The 17,478-nt window shown below is 50.1% G+C and carries 13 protein-coding genes; 7 read left to right on the forward strand and 6 right to left on the reverse strand.

Annotated elements, in window-relative coordinates:
• Positions 1 to 10: 10 nt before the first annotated feature.
• Positions 11 to 1,393, reverse strand: coding sequence for a dipeptidase (locus ELAC_RS09325; RefSeq protein ID WP_098039022.1), 1,383 nt, complete (start codon positions 1,391 to 1,393; stop codon positions 11 to 13).
• A 26-nt stretch (positions 1,394 to 1,419) separates the two neighbouring features.
• Positions 1,420 to 2,697, reverse strand: coding sequence for a M48 family metallopeptidase (locus tag ELAC_RS09330; RefSeq protein WP_098039023.1), 1,278 nt, complete (start codon positions 2,695 to 2,697; stop codon positions 1,420 to 1,422).
• A 223-nt stretch (positions 2,698 to 2,920) separates the two neighbouring features.
• Between ELAC_RS09330 and ELAC_RS09335 the strand changes: the two genes are divergently transcribed.
• Entirely contained in the window at positions 2,921 to 3,931 is a 1,011-nt protein-coding gene (locus ELAC_RS09335; RefSeq protein ID WP_158227861.1) for a dipeptidase, read from the forward strand.
• Entirely contained in the window at positions 3,918 to 5,369 is a 1,452-nt protein-coding gene (locus ELAC_RS09340; RefSeq protein ID WP_098039025.1) for an FAD-binding oxidoreductase, read from the forward strand. Before ELAC_RS09335 ends, ELAC_RS09340 begins: the two co-directional genes overlap by 14 nt.
• Before the next feature lie 7 nt (positions 5,370 to 5,376).
• Here the strand turns inward: ELAC_RS09340 and ELAC_RS09345 are convergent, their stop codons facing one another.
• Positions 5,377 to 6,060 carry a CPBP family intramembrane glutamic endopeptidase gene (locus ELAC_RS09345; protein WP_098039026.1) on the reverse strand — a complete coding sequence of 228 codons (684 nt, stop codon included), beginning with the start codon at positions 6,058 to 6,060 and terminating at the stop codon, positions 5,377 to 5,379.
• A gap of 278 nt (positions 6,061 to 6,338) precedes the next feature.
• On the opposite strand from ELAC_RS09345, the gene ELAC_RS09350 reads away from it, so the two are divergent.
• From ELAC_RS09350 to ELAC_RS09370, 5 genes are all read left to right on the forward strand, one after another.
• The gene (locus tag ELAC_RS09350; RefSeq protein ID WP_239414482.1) at positions 6,339 to 7,562 is read left to right on the forward strand and encodes a dicarboxylate/amino acid:cation symporter; all 1,224 of its coding nucleotides are present in this window, start codon (positions 6,339 to 6,341) and stop codon (positions 7,560 to 7,562) included.
• Entirely contained in the window at positions 7,546 to 8,670 is a 1,125-nt protein-coding gene (mnmA, locus tag ELAC_RS09355; RefSeq protein ID WP_098039028.1) for a tRNA 2-thiouridine(34) synthase MnmA, read from the forward strand. Before ELAC_RS09350 ends, mnmA begins: the two co-directional genes overlap by 17 nt.
• Before the next feature lie 184 nt (positions 8,671 to 8,854).
• Complete coding sequence (gene aroE / locus ELAC_RS09360) at positions 8,855 to 10,357, forward strand: shikimate dehydrogenase (protein WP_098039029.1); 1,503 nt, start codon at positions 8,855 to 8,857, stop codon at positions 10,355 to 10,357.
• Positions 10,358 to 10,616: 259 nt separating this feature from the next.
• Positions 10,617 to 11,738 carry an alanine dehydrogenase gene (gene ald / locus ELAC_RS09365; RefSeq protein ID WP_098039030.1) on the forward strand — a complete coding sequence of 374 codons (1,122 nt, stop codon included), beginning with the start codon at positions 10,617 to 10,619 and terminating at the stop codon, positions 11,736 to 11,738.
• On the forward strand, positions 11,735 to 14,425 hold the full coding sequence (locus ELAC_RS09370) for a hsp70 family protein (protein ID WP_098039031.1): 2,691 nt from the start codon (positions 11,735 to 11,737) through the stop codon (positions 14,423 to 14,425). Before ald ends, ELAC_RS09370 begins: the two co-directional genes overlap by 4 nt.
• A 190-nt stretch (positions 14,426 to 14,615) precedes the next feature.
• Here the strand turns inward: ELAC_RS09370 and ELAC_RS09375 are convergent, their stop codons facing one another.
• From ELAC_RS09375 to ELAC_RS09385, 3 genes are all read right to left on the reverse strand, one after another.
• Positions 14,616 to 14,927 carry a hypothetical protein gene (locus ELAC_RS09375; RefSeq protein ID WP_098039032.1) on the reverse strand — a complete coding sequence of 104 codons (312 nt, stop codon included), beginning with the start codon at positions 14,925 to 14,927 and terminating at the stop codon, positions 14,616 to 14,618.
• A 198-nt stretch (positions 14,928 to 15,125) separates the two neighbouring features.
• Positions 15,126 to 16,025, reverse strand: coding sequence for a class I SAM-dependent methyltransferase (locus tag ELAC_RS09380; protein ID WP_098039033.1), 900 nt, complete (start codon positions 16,023 to 16,025; stop codon positions 15,126 to 15,128).
• 279 nt (positions 16,026 to 16,304) lie between these two features.
• Positions 16,305 to 17,228, reverse strand: coding sequence for a class I SAM-dependent methyltransferase (locus ELAC_RS09385; protein ID WP_098039034.1), 924 nt, complete (start codon positions 17,226 to 17,228; stop codon positions 16,305 to 16,307).
• Positions 17,229 to 17,478: the final 250 nt, after the last annotated feature.

A 17,478-nucleotide genomic window follows, 5' to 3' on the forward strand; every position in this document is an offset into this window, starting at 1 on the left:
TCCGCCTGGATTAGTTGTGTGAGCTGTTGCCAAGATGGCTCAACGTTTTGGCTATGATCAAAGCCCCCATCTTGAAGCGGTCGAGGCCGAAGTGTTCGTTGGGTGCATGGATAGCGTCACTTGGCATGCCCAGACCCATTAAGACAAACTCTTTGGAGATGGTGCTTTTCATTTTGGCGACAATCGGAATGGAGGCGCCTTCCATGATGTAACGACATGGTTTTTTAAAAACCTCCTCATACCCCTTTTTGACGGCCTGGACTATGGGTGAGTTGGAATCTGCCCTGACGGGCTCTCCAACGCCTTTATGGATGTCGACATGAATCTCGATTCCTTCCGGGCAGTTTGAGAGCAGGAAATTACGGACCGAGGAAGCAATTTTGTGGGGATCTTGGTTGGGTACGAGGCGGCATGACACTTTAGCGACTGCCTCGGCGGGGATCACTGTCTTAAATCCACTGCCCGCATAACCACCGTGGATCCCATTCACTTCCAGAGTGGGACGCAGGGAGCCTCTCTCCAGCATGCTTAAACCTCTCTCGCCACCGGTAGGCAGACAGCCGACGGTTGCAAGATATTCCTGCTCTGCCAGACCGGAAAAGATCTCTTTCGTGATCGAAGCAGAAGGGGGCACGACGTCATCGTAGAAGCCGGGAACTAAAATCTTACCGTCTTTGCCCCGCAAGGCAGAGAGCGCCTGAATAAGGGCGTGGTTGGGATTGAACGCCAGCCCGCCATGCATTCCTGAGTGGAGATCACCCTTGGAACCCCTGAAGTGGACATCCATGGAGAGGATTCCCCTTAGGCTTAACGCAATTGCCGGGTGTTCCATATCGGGTATGCCGCAATCGGCAACGATGAAATAGTCACTCTTGAAAAGATCTTTTTTTTCATCAAGGAGCTTGGGTAGGCTTGGGCTGCCTGTCTCCTCCTCTCCCTCGATCAGAAATTTGATGTTGACTGGCAGCGGACCGCTCAGCTTAAGGGCGCGCATTGCCTGGATGCAGTAGAATATTTGCCCTTTGTTGTCTTGGGCCCCGCGTGCATACATTGTTTTACCCACTATCGTCGGCTGAAATGGAGGGTTTTTCCAAAGTTCAAGCGGATCGGTGGGCTGGACATCGTAGTGTCCATAGATGAGCACGGTCGGTTTGCTGGGTCCGGCCTCTTTGTTTTCGGCAAAAACCGCCGGATGCCCTTCTGTTTTTAAGATAGAAGTGGTGAAGCCGATTTTATTCAGGTAATCGGAGAGCCAATCGGCGGTTTTCAGCATGTCGCTTTCTTTTTCCTTTTCGGAACTGATGCTTTCGAACCTTAAGAAAGTCTCCCAGTCTTTAATGGCGCTCTCTTCGATGGTTCTGTAAGACTCTTCAAGATTGGCTGTTTGGTGCATAGGGTACATTCCTTTATGGGAAAAAATCAGATCCAGAGGGCGGCGGTGAGCAAAAAAAGAAAAAGCGCGTAGGCCGCCAGGCAGATCCTGACCTTGCGTTGATGTTTGTCTATAAGAGCCGCATTATCGTTGACCTTGGCTAAAAAGTCCATCCTTTGGCGGATGCTGTAGTGGTGCCACGATGGCTTGTCATGAGTGCCTCCCGACAAGATTCCAATTGTATCAAGAGCCTCGATGAGAGCCCTGCTGTCACCGGCAGCTTCCAAGCTGAAAAGGTCAGCTTCCCTCTCGAACATCCGCAAGTAAAAGCCGAACAGAAAGCGAAAATAGAGGCTAAGGCTGAAGAGCAGAAGGACAAAAATCAAAAGATCTGCCGATTCTTCGGTATGGAGGCGAAGCCAGGGGTCGACTTTAAGTAAAATCAAATAGGCGATCAGGGGCATGCCGAGTAAAACAAAGGGGATTTTATAGAGGTGTCCTCTTTTGGCGTGTCCGATCTCGTGCGCCAGCACCGCCATGACCTGGGAAGAGGGAAGCTCTCTTAAAAGCCTTCGGGTGAAGAGGATGTAGCGAAATTTTGGTAAAATTCCCAAGATGGCGGCTGTCAGGGAATGATCCATGACAGTCCATGTGCCGAGCGCGCGGTAGCGAAACTTGGCGTGAAGGCATATCGATTCCATTTGTCTGACAAGCTGAGGGTCCTCAATCGGCTCCATGCGCCAGAGGGCGACGACCACGATGGGGAAAAACAGCACGAACAGGATCAGCGCCGCCAAGAGGATCAGGCTAGACCAAAGAGGAGGCAGTTCGGGGAGGAATGTGATCAAAAGCAGTAGGAAAAAATAGGGGAATACAAACGGGATAATCGTTCTTATCTCGCGAGTGCTGAACTCTGTTGCTGATGTCACGAGAGACTCGGGATAGAGAGTTCTTGGATAGTAGGTCGCATAGTGAAATATGAAAAGCGCCGTCAAATAGAGCGTCATAAAAATCACAGAGAGGGCGAGGGGGACTAATTCGGGAGAAATATGCGCCTGGAGAGAGTTTTCGGCACCCATCTCGAGACTGATGCAAAGCGACAGCAGGAGAGCGATCTGGTAGAAGTGGGAAAAGAGAGGTCTCATCTTTTTTTTGCTCTTAAGCAGAAGTAAAATGAGGAGAACTCCAGCGGGAATAAGGGGAAATACCAGTAGAGCGCCGATCAAGTTAGAGGGTGCATTAGAGAGCAAAGGCTCTCCCAGTCCCGCAGGCCACAGCGTCAGCAGAGTTAGTGCCAAGAAGAGGTAAAATAGCGAAGAGAACATAGTTGCCCGATAGTGATTTATACCGAAATTGTCTCAAAATTTGGCATCGGGATTTTGAGAAAGCCTCCGGATTGCAAGTCGCCTCATTTTAGAAATATGAGGCGACTTGCACTCTTTCAATCTTGGAGAGCTTTCTCTTTGCCAAAAACCAAATTTTGAGACACTTTAGGTATAAAATATTGTTGCTTAATCAAGGACAGATATATATGCAAGAATCCTCTTTGTGGCTCCCCCCCCCCCCCCCCGAGACCTCCACTGCGATTTGCTGACTTACCTCGCCAAAACCCCTGCAAGAACCCCGGAAGACCGAGCGGCTCGCTGCTCGATCCCGCAGCTCAAAAAAGGAAAGGTGGGGTTTCAGGTTATGGCGGTTTTTACCGAGGATTCAAAGCAAGCCTATCATGAAGCTAGAGCTCAGGCAAGAGCCTTCCGCTCTCTGATGAGCACCCATCAGAAAGAGATAGCATTGTTTCCCTTTCACGAGGAAGGTCATCTGGAGGGAGGAGGAAAAATCTCTGCCGTCGCGGCACTGGAGAACGCGGCGCCACTCCTCAGAGAGGGGGAGGGTAGGGAAAATTTAGAGGAAAATTTAGACTCTTTGGAAAAGGAGCTCGGCCCTCTTTTCTACATCAGCCTGACCTGGAATGGAGAAAACCGTTTCGGGGGAGGTGCTTTTGCCGAAGGAATAGGACTTAAAGAAGACGGCCAAGAGCTTTTGCGCTTGATGAGTCAGAGAGGCATTGCCGCTGACATCAGCCACGCCTCTGACGCCCTAGCCAGCGATATCTTCTCATTCATCGAGAAAGAGAAGTTAACGCTTCCTGTCATCGCTTCCCACTCCAATACCCGGTTAGTCCACAACCAGGCGCGCAACCTCCCTGATGAGTTAATCAAAGAGGTGATCCGGGGTAAGGGGCTTATCGGCCTTAATTTTGTCAGGCATTTCATCGATGATAACCGGTTTGAAAAAATCAGGGAGCATGCCCTCCATATTCTGAATTTGGGAGGAGAAGAGGCTCTTTCGTTCGGGGCGGACTTTTTTGCCGCAGAAGATCTGCCGCCGGAGCGCTACCGGCTGCACGCCAGCTGGTATTTCGACGACTTCGATACCGCCGAGTCGATGCCGGGGGCTTTGGAAGCCATCACCGAAGGGTTCAGTGCCGATTTGAAAAAACGTATTGCTCACTCCAACGTACAGGCGTTCATCACGAGGCATATGCATGGGAAACGCTGAAAGCCATCGGCAAAAGGTGGAAACGCTGAGGCAGTCGCTCCTTTCACGAAAGAGCGATTCCAGGCGTTTTTGTCTCTCTCCTGGTAAGACCTCGCCAAACACGACAAGGGAAGGGACTTATAAGAAGGACTCCTTGAGAGTGGATATGCGAAATTTTGATGCGATAGTCGAAGTCAATATCCATGACCGGACGGTTCTGGTAGAGCCTAAAGCAACTATGGAAAAGCTTTTCTCTGAAACGGAGGCGTTTGGTCTAATGCCTAAAGTGCTTCCTGAGTTTAAAGGGATCACTGTGGGCGGGGCGATCAATGGAGCAGCTCTTGAGAGCTCCTCTTTCCGCTACGGCCAGTTCAACGACACCTGCCTTGAGTTCGAGGTGCTTTTAGGAGACGGCAGGGTCGTGACGGCCTCCAGGGAGGAAAACATTGATCTGTTCTATGGTCTTTCAGGCTCCTATGGCACACTCGGAATTATCACAGCGGCTAAAATCGCCTTGAATCAAGCACTCCCGTTTGTGCTTCTGGAGTACTCTTTGGTATCTTCTTGCAAGGAAGCTGTGCAAAAAATGGAGAAACTGGCCGGCGATCCTGCAATCGATTTTTTAGAAGCGATCGCGTATGCCAAGGATAGCTGCTTGATTATCTCGGGCAAAATGACGGGCTCCGCGCCAGCGGAGGTCGCCCGAATGGACCTTTCCAGAAGCTATAGCCCCTGGTTTTATCAGCGTGTCATCAAATCCTATGAGTCAAAGGTCTACGAAGAGCTGCTGCCGCTTCAGGACTACCTCTTCCGCCACGACCGGGCCGCCTTCTGGCTGGGGGGCTTTGCTTTGCACCCTAAACTTCTTATCCGCTACGTGCTGGAGGTGCTTGGATTTAAGGGGCGGGAGCTGGATAGAAAACTTTTTTTAGAGGAGAGGGCGAAGATTGGCGTTCCGAAAGAGTCTTCCCCTCTTTTCCGCTTGCTCTTTGGGTGGCTGATGGGCTCAAAGAGGCTCTACCGCTTTTTGCACTCGGGGACAGAGAAGTGGTTTTCAAATAATTTCTGTATTCAGGACTACTACCTGCCCGGCGGGAGTGTTGAGGCTTTTACGGGCCGAGTTTTTGACGAGTGCGGCATCAGCCCGCTGTGGCTATGCCCCATATTGGCGACCGATACCCCTCAGATTCTATCACCCCATCACAGCCTCGAAAACCGACTTCTTTTCGACGTGGGGGTTTATGGCATGCCGGCCAGAAAGTTAGGCGAGGAGGTCGTCCGTGAGCTGGACGACCTTGCCTATGCGCTTAAGGGAAAGAAAATGTTTTACGGGTACACCTTTCAGAGCAAACAAGAGTTCTGGAGAAACTATCGGCAAGATCTCTATGAATCGCTAAGGGAGCGTTTCAACGCGAGTTCCGCATTTTCTTCGATCACCGACAAGGTGCTAAACGGCTGAAGCCCTTTTAAGAGAGCTCACAGTATAAATTGTAGAGCATATGCATGTTCATGCAGAGAATAAGGGGGTTCTCCGCCGTCTCATAAAGGGTTCCATAGAGCACCCCGCCGATGAGAGGCGATATCGCTCCTCCCTGTTTGCAATCCAGGTTGCCTAAATGCGCAAAGCCAAACAGCAAGGCAACTGCGGCGATTCTTGTTATTTTGGCCGGGATCGAGTCGATCCACTTCTCGAGACCGGGCGAAATGACTTTAAGGATCTTGGCCGGAATGCGCTTTAGTAAAACACCCTGGACAAACCAGCGAAACTCGATCTCCTCCAGTGCCCCGGAGAACATGGACTTTCCGATAGGGTCGTCTCCGATGAATTCCACGATTTTCTTGTTTGTCTTTATCAAGGGGGTCATGATCTCGGCGAATTTCTCGATACCCGATTTTGAAACGAAATTGCCGAGGCAAATGCCTAACTTCTGGGAAGCGATCCGCTCGATTTTCGACGACACATAAAAATCCAGGTAGGATAAAGCGCATGTTCCAGCGGCCGCTGCAGCTGAAAGGGCCCAGGAGTGCCACGCTTTTTCTGTTTTTATCTCGGTGATAGTGCCCTCGCTTTCAGCGGCAGGGGGGTGGTTTGGCTGGTAGGTTGAATCGATGTAAATAATATCTTTATCCGTCCGTGTGATGGCACCCATATTATGTCCTTTTGGGGATGAATTATTAAACTGAGAGCGAGTAGTTTAGAAGTACTCCGAATATAAATACATGAATATTGGCAAAAGTTTGGTTTTGGGGACGTTATTACCGAAAGTGTCTCATAATTTTGAGACTCGTGCGAGTTATCTCATTTATCTAGGCAGATTCCTGGCGTAGAGCTTCAAAATAAAGCCGGGGGGATGTATACTACTCTTTATTTTATTGATGGGGAACCCTCTAAATGAAAAATAATATGCTGTTTAAGGTGTTTTTGAGCATGGCCTTGGCCTTGGCTGCCGGCGTGCTCACAGGACCCAAAGCGACTATCCTTGGAATACTCTATGTGGACATTTTCGGGTTCATCGGGCAGCTCTTTTTGAATGCTTTGACATTAGTCGTCGTGCCTCTTGTCGCTGCATCGATCATTACCGGCACCGCCAAAATGAGCGGAGACCACTCCTTCGGGTCCCTTGGAGCTAAAACTTTCTCGCTTTTCATCGGCACAGTCACTGCAGCTGTCATCATAGGTTGGATTGTCGCCATGATGATTTCCCCCGGACAATTCCTTGATGCCGGCATGGAGCCTTTGGGTCAGGGAGTGCAACAGGCAGTGATTGATCTGGATGAGAAAGGGGCTTTCTCTACACTGCAGGCTATATTCTTTAAATTAATCCCGTCCAACATATTGGCTGTAGCCTCTCAGGGACAGATGCTCGGGCTTATTTTCTTCACCCTCCTGTTTGGTTTTTTTCTCCCTAAAATCGAAAAGGGGCCCGGAGAAATCGTTCTGGGGTTTTGGAAGGGGCTATTTCAGGTGATGATGTGCATGACTCATGTCGTGATGCAGGCTTTGCCCTATGGCGTTTTTGGCCTTGTCGCGAAAGTGGTTGCCACAACGGGGACGGAGGCAATCAAATCCATCGGCGCATTTTTTGGAACGGTCCTTGTCGGGCTTGCGGTCTATTCTTTCTTGTTTCTACCGGTTCTACTTAGCTTCGTAGGGAGGGTCAACCCCTTGAGGCATTTTAAAGCGATGGGACCGGCGCTCCTTGCCGCATTTTCAACCAGTTCGTCCGCTGCAACGCTGCCGATCACGATCGAGTGCGTAGAAAAAAGGGCAGGGGTCTCCAACAGGATCACCAGTTTCACGCTCCCGCTTGCGACGACTCTCAACTTGTCCGGAACAGCTCTTTATGTATGCGTCGCGTCGTTTTTTATCTGTCAGGCCTATGGAGTGGAGTTAACCTTCGGTCTGCAGATGCTTGTCATTATCATGTCCGTTTTGACCTCTTTCGGCATGGCGGGCATCCCATCGGCCAGCTTGGTGGCCATCGTCATGATACTTAACTCAGCCGGCCTTCCAGGGGATGGCGTGGCTCTGATTTTAGCGGTCGAGAGGATACTCGACATGTTCAGAACGGTGGTCAACGTCCTTGGAAACACATGCTCTGCGGTGATTGTCGCGAGGAGCGAAGGAGAACGTCATGTCCTCTCCCACTAAAGGACGCGTGGTCGTCGGCCTGAGCGGAGGCGTTGACTCTTCGGTTTCGGCATATCTTCTGAAGAAAGAAGGGTACGAGGTGATCGGCCTCTACATGAAAAACTGGGTCGAAGAGGATGAATCGGGTGTTTGCCGGTCGGCTGAAGATTTCGAGGATGTGGTTCGCATCTCCGATCAGATAGGAATACCCTATCATGTCGCCAACTTCGCAAAAAACTATCAAGACTCTGTGTTCGAGAGTTTTTTAGAAGACTTGAAAAACGGGCTGACTCCTAATCCCGATATCTTGTGCAACCGGGAGATCAAATTCAAGGTGCTGCTCGCTAAAGCCGAAGAGCTGGGAGCCGGTTTCTTAGCGACCGGTCACTACGCCAGGTTGATTGACGAGGAGGGTTTCCGCTATTTGGCCAAGGGCCTCGATCCCGGCAAAGATCAAAGTTACTTTCTCTCTGCGGTTGATTACAGGGCATTCGCCAAGGTGCTGTTTCCGGTTGGGCACTTGCCGAAGGCAGAGGTGCGCAAGATAGCCGAAGAGGCAGGCCTTGCCACAGCCCGCAAAAAAGACTCGACCGGGATTTGCTTTATCGGAAAGCGCAAGTTCAAGCCTTTTGTCTCCAAGTACCTCGCCTATTCCAAGGGAACCATGATCAGTCCGGAAGGAAAAATCATGGGTGAGCACCAGGGGATTGCCTACTACACGATCGGTCAACGACATGGCCTCGGCATCGGCGGCGAAGGAGAGGCATGGTTCGTTGTCGGGAAAAATCCCGAGAACAATCAACTGATTGTTGCGCAGGGAAGCGAGCACCCGGCCCTATTTGCCGATACTCTGACAGCCGAGGGTGCCAACTGGATCACCCCCGAGGGGTGCCCGACGCTGCCTTTCGCCTGCCATGCCAAGATCCGCTACCGGCAAAATGACCAGGAGTGCATCATTGAAAAAATGGAAGAGGGCAAGCTGACAGTTAGGTTCAAAAGACCTCAGCGCGCCATCACACCCAGGCAGTCGATTGTTTTCTATCAGGGGGATAAGTGCTTGGGAGGAGCTTTCATCGAAAAAGCCGGACCCAGCTATTTTGAGATGCGGAAGCCGGTTCGTGCTCTTTAAAATCTATACCGAAATTGTCTCAAAATTTGTTTTTTGGCAAAGAGAACGCTCTCGCGATTGAAAGATACAAGCCACCTAATATTAGAAATATGAGGTGACTTGTGATCATTCAATCCCGAGGCTTTTCTCAAAGCCCACATCCCAAATTTTGAGACAATTTCGGTATAACAGGAGTTCAGTAGACATGAAGAGAAGTGCCCGGTCTCTGATTTGCGTGCCTGTCATTGGAAGATCTTTTCCGGAGGCGCTGGAGCAAATTGTTGAAACGAGGAATGAGACCGATCTCTTTGAGCTGCGCATCGACTGTTTGAGAGGCGTCTCTGATGAGCAAGTAAAAGAGCTTGTCTCGTCCATGGGAAAGCCTTTTATCTTGTGCGTAAGGAGGCAAGATGAGGGGGGCGATTTTGCCGGAACGGAGGCAGAGCGTCTTAAAAGGTGGGTTGCCCTAAGCGCACTGAACCCCGCATACGTTGACGTGGAATCCTCGGTCGAGGACAGCTTTCTTGAAACGATCAGGCACCATTTTCCAAACGCAGCCCTTATTCTTTCCCACCATGATTTCAGGCAAACCATCCCCAATCTGCCTGAGCTGCTCCGAAGGATGCAATCGAGAAAGGCCGCTCTTTATAAAATCGCCACGATGGCCAACTCATCTCTTGACGGGCTGCGGATGTTGCAGTTTTTAAAAAGCCACAGACATGCCGGGTTGATCGCTCTTTGTATGGGGCCGTGCGGTGAGTTTACAAGGGTTCTTGCTGCCCTTGCGGGGTCAAGGATTGTATATGCCTGCTCCTCGGCGGGAAAGAGGTCGGCTCCCGGTCAGATACCTCTCAGGCAGATGCTTGATGGCTACCGAGTTCCTCAGATGACGGAAGCAACTCGGGTGTTTGGGCTGATCGGTGATCCTGTAACTAAAAGTCCAAGCGACATCACCCACAACAGTGTTATCGAAAAGCTTGCCCTCGATGCCGTGTACGTGAAAATTCCGGTGAGAAAAGAAGAGCTTTCCCTCTGTTTGAGAGCTGCCGCTTCCTTTGGCATCCAAGGTTTAAGCGTCACAATGCCTTTGAAAGAAGAGCTTGTTAAGCTGGTTGATTCGCTGGAGGGTGATGCCAAGGACTGCGGGGCAGTCAACACTCTGCACTTTAATGAAGGGCGAATCCTTGGGTATAACACGGACGGGAGAGGAGCGTTGGACGCTCTCGAGGAGTGGATGCCGGTTAGAGGAAAGCGCCTGGTCATTGTGGGAGCGGGAGGCTCCGCCAGGGCAATCGCCTGTGAGGCAAGCAGAAGGGGAGCGGAAGTCTCTTTAGTTAACAGGACCGAGTCCAAAGCGCTGGAGGCAGCAAACCTTGCCGGCGGCAGAGGCTACTCGTTTGACGGTTGGAAATTGAGCCGGCAATCCTACGATGCCATGATTCATTGCACACCGCTCGGTATGTTCGGTATGGACTCTTCCCTTGTGGAGGAGCTGATTGACGAGGGCAAGTGTCTGATGGATATTGTCGTATCGAAAGAAGAGACGGCGCTGATGAAACAAGCCCGGTTAAGGGGATGCCAAGTTATCGGCGGATATGCGATGCTTAAAAAGCAGGCCATATCCCAGTTCAGAATCTGGACGGAAGATAGCCACAGGAAACTTAATCTCGAAGATGCTTTTGAGATTGCATTTGGCGCTTTGCCATAATTTATACTGAAAGTGTTCCAAATTTTGAGATACTTTCGCTATACCGAAAGTATCTCAAAACTTGGGATTTTGGCTTTGAGAAAGCCTCGGGATTGAATGATCGTAAGCCACCTAATATTAGAAATATGAGGTGGCTTACGATCATTCAATCCCGAGGCTTTCTCAAAGCCAAAATCCCAAGTTTTGAGATACTTTCGGTATAGCGAAAGTATCTCAAAATTTGTTTATTGTTCGGAACCCCTTTTTGAGGAGGCCTCATATGCTGATTGGAATTCCCAAGGAAATCAAAAAACACGAATATCGAGTAGGGGCGACTCCTGCAATAGTCAAGGAGCTGACCGCTCATGGCCACTCTGTCATTGTTGAGCAGGGGGCAGGTGAAAAAATCGGATTTACCGATGCCAAGTTCGAAGAGGCGGGAGCTTTGATTGGAAGACAAGCGGATGAGGCTTACAGAGCGGACCTGGTGGTGAAGGTTAAAGAGCCGCAACCGGAAGAATTTAACTATCTGCGTAAGGGTCAGACCCTGTTTTGCTACTTGCACCTTGCGGCAGAGCCTGTGCTGACACGGGAGCTGCTCGAGAAAAACGTCACGGCGATCGCTTATGAGACCGTGACCGATAGAGAAGGAAAGCTGCCGCTTCTTACACCCATGAGCGCTATAGCCGGGCGTTTTTCCATTCAGGCAGGGGCCGCCTGCCTGCAGCTTAATAACGGCGGCAAAGGAATGCTTCTGTCGGGTATTGCCGGAGTGCGTCCTGCCAGGGTATTGGTGATTGGCGGAGGCGTATCGGGTACTGAAGCTTTGCGGGCCGCTTTGGGTCTTGGGGCTGATGTGACGGTCCTCGATACTAAAATCGAGAGACTGCGGGAGCTCGATCTCCTTTTCGGGCCCAAACTGCGGACCCGGCTGTCGACACAGGCTGTTTTGGAAGAGTTGCTTCCCGAAGCGGACCTCGTCATCGGGGCTGTGCTCGCCAAACTCGGCAAAAGAGCGCCCCGGCTGATATCAAGGCAGATGCTGAAAACCATGGAACCCGGCTCCGCGGTCGTTGATATCTCTATCGACCAGGGAGGAGTGTTTGAAACTTCCCGTCCGACAACACACGAGAATCCGACCTATATCGAGGAGGGCATAGTTCACTACTGTGTGACTAACATGCCCGGCGCGGTAGCCAGAACTTCGACGGAGGCGCTGACCAACGCAACCCTGCCCTATATTATCACGCTGGCGGAAAAGGGAGTGAAGAGAGCTTTGAAGGAGGATGCCAATCTCCTTAATGGATTAAATACCTGTTTGGGTGAAGTCACCTGCGAACCGGTCTCGATGGACCTTGGCTTAACGCTAGCCTCTTTCGACAGGGCTCTTTCCAGACTATGAAGTATATTATCGGAATCGATCTGGGAACAACCAATACGGCCCTCTTTTATGCGAGGAGGGATGAAGCGGGAGTTCCTTCCAGGCAGTTCAATATCTTGCAGTTGACAGAGAGGGGGCCTCAGGAGAGGCCTACTCTTCCCTCGGCGATCTACCTCATTCAAGGGCATGAGACGGAAAAAAACTCTCTCAATCTTCCTTGGGAGGGAACGACGCATTATGCCGTTGGTGAAATGGCTCTGCACCTCGGCAAGCGAATACCTTCGAGGCTTATTCTCTCTGCTAAAAGTTGGCTGGCCATACCCTATTCTGCATCGCGGGACTCGATATTGCCGGCTTCCGCAGATGAGACTCTTGTCAAGATCAGCCCGCTTGAGTCCATCAGACGTCTTTTGGATCACCTTAAAAGAGCGTGGAACCATCAATTCAAAAAACACCCTATGGAAGAGCAGTCTGTTGTCATGACTGTACCTGCCTCTTTTGACGATAAGGCGCGAAGAATTGTTTTTGAAGCGGCTTTGAAGACCGGATTGCGAAATATCGTCTTTCTGGAGGAGCCACAGGCTGCCTTCTATCACTCCTTGGGAGCGGAGGGATGTCCCTCGTTCGGCGACGGCGATCTCATTCTTGTGGTCGACATCGGCGGAGGGACTACTGACTTCAGCCTGATTAGGCATAAAGGAGAGGATTCGAGCTCAGGATTTGAAAGGGTTGCTGTCAGCGACCATCTCTTGATTGGCGGAGACAACATTGACAGGGCCATTGCCTATCGATTGAGGGAGAGGCTTGAGGAGAAGGGAGAGGCTCTTTCAGAGAGCGAGTGGCTAAGCTTGATCCAGGCCGCCAAGGCTAGCAAGGAAGAGCTGCTGATGGATCCTGGCATGGTTGAAAAAGAGATTGTCCTTTTTGGCAGTTCCTCATCCCTGCTGAAGGGGGCGAAGAAGGTAGTCGTCGGAAGAGGGGATATAGAAGAGGCGCATTCCGGTTTCTTGCAGATGTTTCCTTGGAGCGAGGCGGGCGTCTCCATGAGGCCCAAAGGAATTCAGGCCTTTGGCCTGCCCTATGAGGCGGAGCCCAACATACTAAGGCATTTGGCCAAGTTCCTTTTACCCTACATCGAACGGGGCGAAAGAGTGACACACGTCCTTTTTAATGGCGGACAGACTAAATCAGCCGCTGTCGTTGACGCGATCGAGGGAGCTTTGAGCGGCTGGTTTGGCTCTCCCCACGCTGTGCGGATTCCCTCTCCGGATCCGGATTTGGCGGTAGCGAAGGGAGCTCTCCTTTTTGGCCTGGCCTCGGTAGGACTGAAAGGCAATCTCATCAAGGGAGGCAGTCCGCGGACTTTTGTGCTGGAAGTGGAGTCTGCCAAAGAGGGGGAGAAGCTTGTCGTTGTCGCCCTGCCGTCTGGAACGGAGAGGGGACGGCCGTGCAGGATTGATACTCCCTTTAGTCTGAGAGCGAATCAACCGGTCGTCTTTAACCTCTACTCCCTGCCGGGTGTTTTTCAGGGTAAAGTAGGAGAGTTGCTTCCACTGGACCCCGAAAAATTCTGCTTTCAGGGGCAGCTACAGACCGTTGTTAAGGCGCGCGGGGAGAGTGAGTTGCCTGTGCAGCTCGAAACCCAAGTCAGCGAAATCGGCATACTGGAGTTAAACGCGTTTGCCCTGAAAGGAGGGCAGCAGTGGTCGTTTGAGTTTTCTTTGAAAGAGCCTATGAAAGAGGGAGTGAGAGGTGGCCCCGCGGCTTCTGTCTCCAGAGAAGTCATTACCAGAGCGAAAGACCTGCTTTCAGAGGCTTTTCAAGAGGGAAAATTGCTGCCGGGGCTTTTCGGGGCCCTGGAAAATGCGGTATCGCTGCCCCGCGATCAGTTTCCTCTCTTGCTTTTAAGAACCCTCTTCGATGAGCTGATCCACTCTTTTGAGCCGGGCAAGCTTTCTGACGAGAAGATCGTCCGCTTTTGGAATTGTGCGGGCTTTTTGATGAGGCCCGGGTTTGGGCACCCCCTGGACAAGGAAAGGATGCAGAAGATCTGGAAAATTATCCTTAAGGAAGGCGCCGATCGGTTTAAGGATAAGGATGCCGAACTGCAATTCTGGATTGCCATGCGCCGCGTGGCTCCCGGAATGGTCAAAGGCCAGCAACTTCACCTTCAAAAGGCTCTTTTCCGCAGACTGGAGATGAATGAGAACAAACCAATAAATCCCAAGGGGAGACAGGAGCAATATATTGTCGAAGAGCTCATCAGAACCCTCGCATCGTTTGAGCTGATTGAGATCAAAGATAAGATCAGGCTGGGCAATATCCTTCTGAAAACAGTGAAAAGCGGTTCTGTTAAAGAGAGTTATCTTTGGTCGCTAGGCCGTGTTGGTGCACGGGTTCCTCTCTACGCCAGTGTCAGCTCGCAGGTGGGTAAAAATGTTGCCGAAGAGTGGCTCAAGGAAGCTCTTGCCCTTCCTACTGGCACGAAGGATTGGAAATTGCTTCTGGCGCAACTCTCAAGGAAAACCGCTGCAGACCATTTGGATATCTCCAGTCAACTGCGGGAACAGGTAAAAATCTGCTTGTCCGGCGATACTGATCTTATAGGCCTAATCGAAGGAGGTGAGGATGCCTCCTCGCCTTTAGAAGAGACGTTACTGGGAGATTCCATGCCGCTCGGGCTCAAACTGGTTTCTCTCGAGTCATGATCCCGTTTCAGGGGCATTTTGAGAGAGTCTCAGCAATTGCGATTTTGGCTTTTTTCGAAGCGAAAACCCTAAATTCTGAGACTCATTCGGCACGTAGATAAATCCAGCACTAAAGCATCCCTATTTGATTTTTGCTGCATGTTTAAGTCTTTAACATGAGTTCGTGGGTAATTCCAATGCTGGACTGCCTTTACCTGATGTTGAATTGGATCTGATAGTCTGTCCCCCAAGAATGGGTGTGAGAAGGATATACGGGATAGTAATAGGGCTCGCTGTAGTAGTGAACCTCTTCGCAGTAGGGTCCGCAGGAGTCGTAGTATGTATAGTGACGCACTTCCCTCGGCCTTGCCACATAGACGGGACGTGGGCGGGCATAGGTATGCGAATTTCTGAAAGTGATGCTGGGCTCGATTCTTAGTTTCGCTGCCTCTGCGTCTTGTGGTGAAAAAAGACCGGCAACTATCATGAATGTGAAGCTTAAAAGTCCGATTATTTTATTCATAAAACCTCGTTTGTTAATATAGATAATTAGCGTCTTATAAATAATAACATGCGAATGTTAAAGAATAAATAAATGAATTGAAATGATTTTTATTTGTAGTTTGCTGCGGCTGGTTGGAAGACCGAAAGTATCTCAAAAGCTGGAATTTTGGCTTTGAGAAAGCTCTCCATGTCAAATTTGAGATGTCTCCGTCATGGACTAATCAGGAAAACTCCTATTTTTTTGCGCTACGACATGGAACAATGACCCCCAGGGAGCGCTTGTGCCGCCATAAATGACAGAGGATTCAGCACTCTCTCTGTGGATGGTGATGCACTCAAAGTCGGTTTTTAGCAGTTGCCTGATCTCTTCTTCGGTGTGGTAGGTCATGGCGGGATCGGCCTTAAGCGGGCTCCCAAAAAACTGACCTGCGATCCATCCGCCCGGTTTTACACAGGCAATTGTCTTATCCCAGCAGGCGTTAAATTCATCGTGGGGTCTGTAGGGCCAGGTGTAACTGGAAATGAAGAGGTCTGCCTTGACGGGCGGCTGATATTTTAAAAAGGGGCCCGTGTATGTCTCAAGGGCTCCCCCCTCGATGAACTCTTGCGCTCTTGACTCTAAGATCGCTATGGCCTCTTTGTCTCCGTCGATAGCGACGACGGATGGGTATCCTTGCTGCAAAAGGGCAATCGTCTCCTGGCCTGTTCCTGCTCCGAAATCAATGATGCGTTCTGGCGGGGAGGGGAATTTCTCCAAAGCGCTCAGCGTCGTTTTGTTGAGCTTGCAAAGATCTTTTTTATCCATGTTGTAGTGATGCCAATCGGTGTAAATATTGCCGAAACGCTCTTCATTTTCATCGAGCAGCTTAATCCCTTTTGCCAAGTTACTGTTCGTCACCTGAAGGATCTTTTTGACTTGCTCAGGGCTAAGCAGATCTTTGGACAGTTTGACATGTGACAAATCATTGTGGCTGCTAACAAAGCAGATCAAGGATTGAAAATGTTCCTGGTTAAAATAAAAACCTTGAGCCTCCACCTTATGGGTGTATTTGGCTTGTTCAATGACTTTTTGCAGTTCGAATCTAGAGATCAGTCGCGGAAGTTGGATTGGGAGCATCGGCTATAGTCCAATATGTTTCTTTTGTCTTTCAAAATTTTTAAACGTACGTTTACCCCTTTGTTCGTTATGTTTTAGCTCATGGGAGCCAAGTCAAAGCTTCAAGGGGCTAAAACTCATCAAACAGAGTATGGGGCTCATTTTTTGAACTCTTAGGGGTGCCATCAATTAACAGGTCTGTCCAAGAGACTTCTCACAAACTGAAATTGTACGACTTGAGTTTGTGGGTGGTCTTTTAGACTCCCTCATAAATTTGGGACACGGCCTGTTCAACAGATTCTACATCAAGTTTCTCTCTCTCTTTTTCGCGACAACGTGGTAGAGTGCTCCCCAAGGGGGATTAGATCCTCCAAAAACCGCTTGGTTCTCTTTTTCCTTTACCCGGATGGAAATCTCCTCGAAGTCCATATTGAGCAAATTAATGAGCTCATCCTCGGAATGGTAGGTCATCCCTGCATCGGGCATTGCCGGAGAGCCGAAGAAGTGCCCGGCGATCCACCCACCGGGTTTTAGATTTGCCAAGCACTGACCCCAGCATTCGGCGAAATCCTGAGGCGGCCTATAGGGCCAGGTAAAGCTGGCGATGAAGAGGTCTGCCTTCCTTTCAGAGTTGTATTCCATGAAGGGGCCTCTGTACGTTTGCAGCGTACCTTCGTTTAAATAGGAGGTCGCCTTTTTTTTCAGGATTTCGATTGCCTCCCGATCGCCGTCGATTGCAACAACAGAAGGGCATCCCATCTCGAGTAGGGCCATAGTCTCCTGTCCGGTTCCGGAGCCGAAGTCGATCACATGGCCAGGGAGCGAATCGAATTTTTGTAGAGCTGCCTCGGTGGTGTCGTGTAACTTGCAGAGGGTCATTTTGGCCATATTGTATTCATGCCAGTCGGTGTAGGCATTTCCGAACCGCCTGCCTTGTTCATCTTCGATCTTTATTCCTTTCATCAGATTGCGGTTGGTGGTCGAGAGGATTTTTGCCTCCTGCTCGGAATCCAGCAGCGCTTTGGTAACTTTGAGCTTTGTCAGCTGTGTCGCGGTTGTCAGAAAACGGAGGAGGGCCTGAAATCGGTCCGGATCGAACGAGTAGCCTTGAAGTTCCAATTTTTTGCTCTTTTCGGCTTCTTCGAACCGTACGTGCAATTCGGTCTGGGATATGAGGCGCGAGCTGTAGGATGATGTTGAAAGAGTTGACATAGAAACAGTCATGATTTTCGCGGGGATTATTATGAATTTTTATGAATATAAGAAATTATTTTAATAAGTTGTGCTGTGATTACTTAATCTTTCGAATTAAACGTTATAATTGATCGTTTTTGGAGTTGTAAAGGAGTATTTTCAGGTCGGCGGCCGTTGTTATTTTTAGGTGCAAATCGATAGAAACGCTGTCTGTATATTAAATTGGAAGAATGCGATTGAATTTTTAACAGATATCGAGCAGATTTTGAGCACAAAATTT

Source organism: Estrella lausannensis (assembly GCF_900000175.1).
Classification (GTDB): Bacteria; Chlamydiota; Chlamydiia; order Chlamydiales; family Criblamydiaceae; genus Estrella; species Estrella lausannensis.

Coding starts and splice junctions, on each gene's coding strand:
- ELAC_RS09375 (WP_098039032.1), bottom strand. CDS start 14,927: ATGAATAAAATAATCGGACTTTTAAGCTTCACATTCATGATAGTTGCC.
- ELAC_RS09345 (WP_098039026.1), bottom strand. CDS start 6,060: ATGGGTGCCATCACACGGACGGATAAAGATATTATTTACATCGATTCA.
- ELAC_RS09385 (WP_098039034.1), bottom strand. CDS start 17,228: ATGACTGTTTCTATGTCAACTCTTTCAACATCATCCTACAGCTCGCGC.
- ELAC_RS09330 (WP_098039023.1), bottom strand. CDS start 2,697: ATGTTCTCTTCGCTATTTTACCTCTTCTTGGCACTAACTCTGCTGACG.
- ELAC_RS09370 (WP_098039031.1), top strand. CDS start 11,735: ATGAAGTATATTATCGGAATCGATCTGGGAACAACCAATACGGCCCTC.
- ELAC_RS09325 (WP_098039022.1), bottom strand. CDS start 1,393: ATGCACCAAACAGCCAATCTTGAAGAGTCTTACAGAACCATCGAAGAG.
- aroE (WP_098039029.1), top strand. CDS start 8,855: ATGAAGAGAAGTGCCCGGTCTCTGATTTGCGTGCCTGTCATTGGAAGA.
- ELAC_RS09380 (WP_098039033.1), bottom strand. CDS start 16,025: ATGCTCCCAATCCAACTTCCGCGACTGATCTCTAGATTCGAACTGCAA.
- ELAC_RS09350 (WP_239414482.1), top strand. CDS start 6,339: ATGGCCTTGGCCTTGGCTGCCGGCGTGCTCACAGGACCCAAAGCGACT.
- mnmA (WP_098039028.1), top strand. CDS start 7,546: ATGTCCTCTCCCACTAAAGGACGCGTGGTCGTCGGCCTGAGCGGAGGC.
- ald (WP_098039030.1), top strand. CDS start 10,617: ATGCTGATTGGAATTCCCAAGGAAATCAAAAAACACGAATATCGAGTA.
- ELAC_RS09340 (WP_098039025.1), top strand. CDS start 3,918: ATGGGAAACGCTGAAAGCCATCGGCAAAAGGTGGAAACGCTGAGGCAG.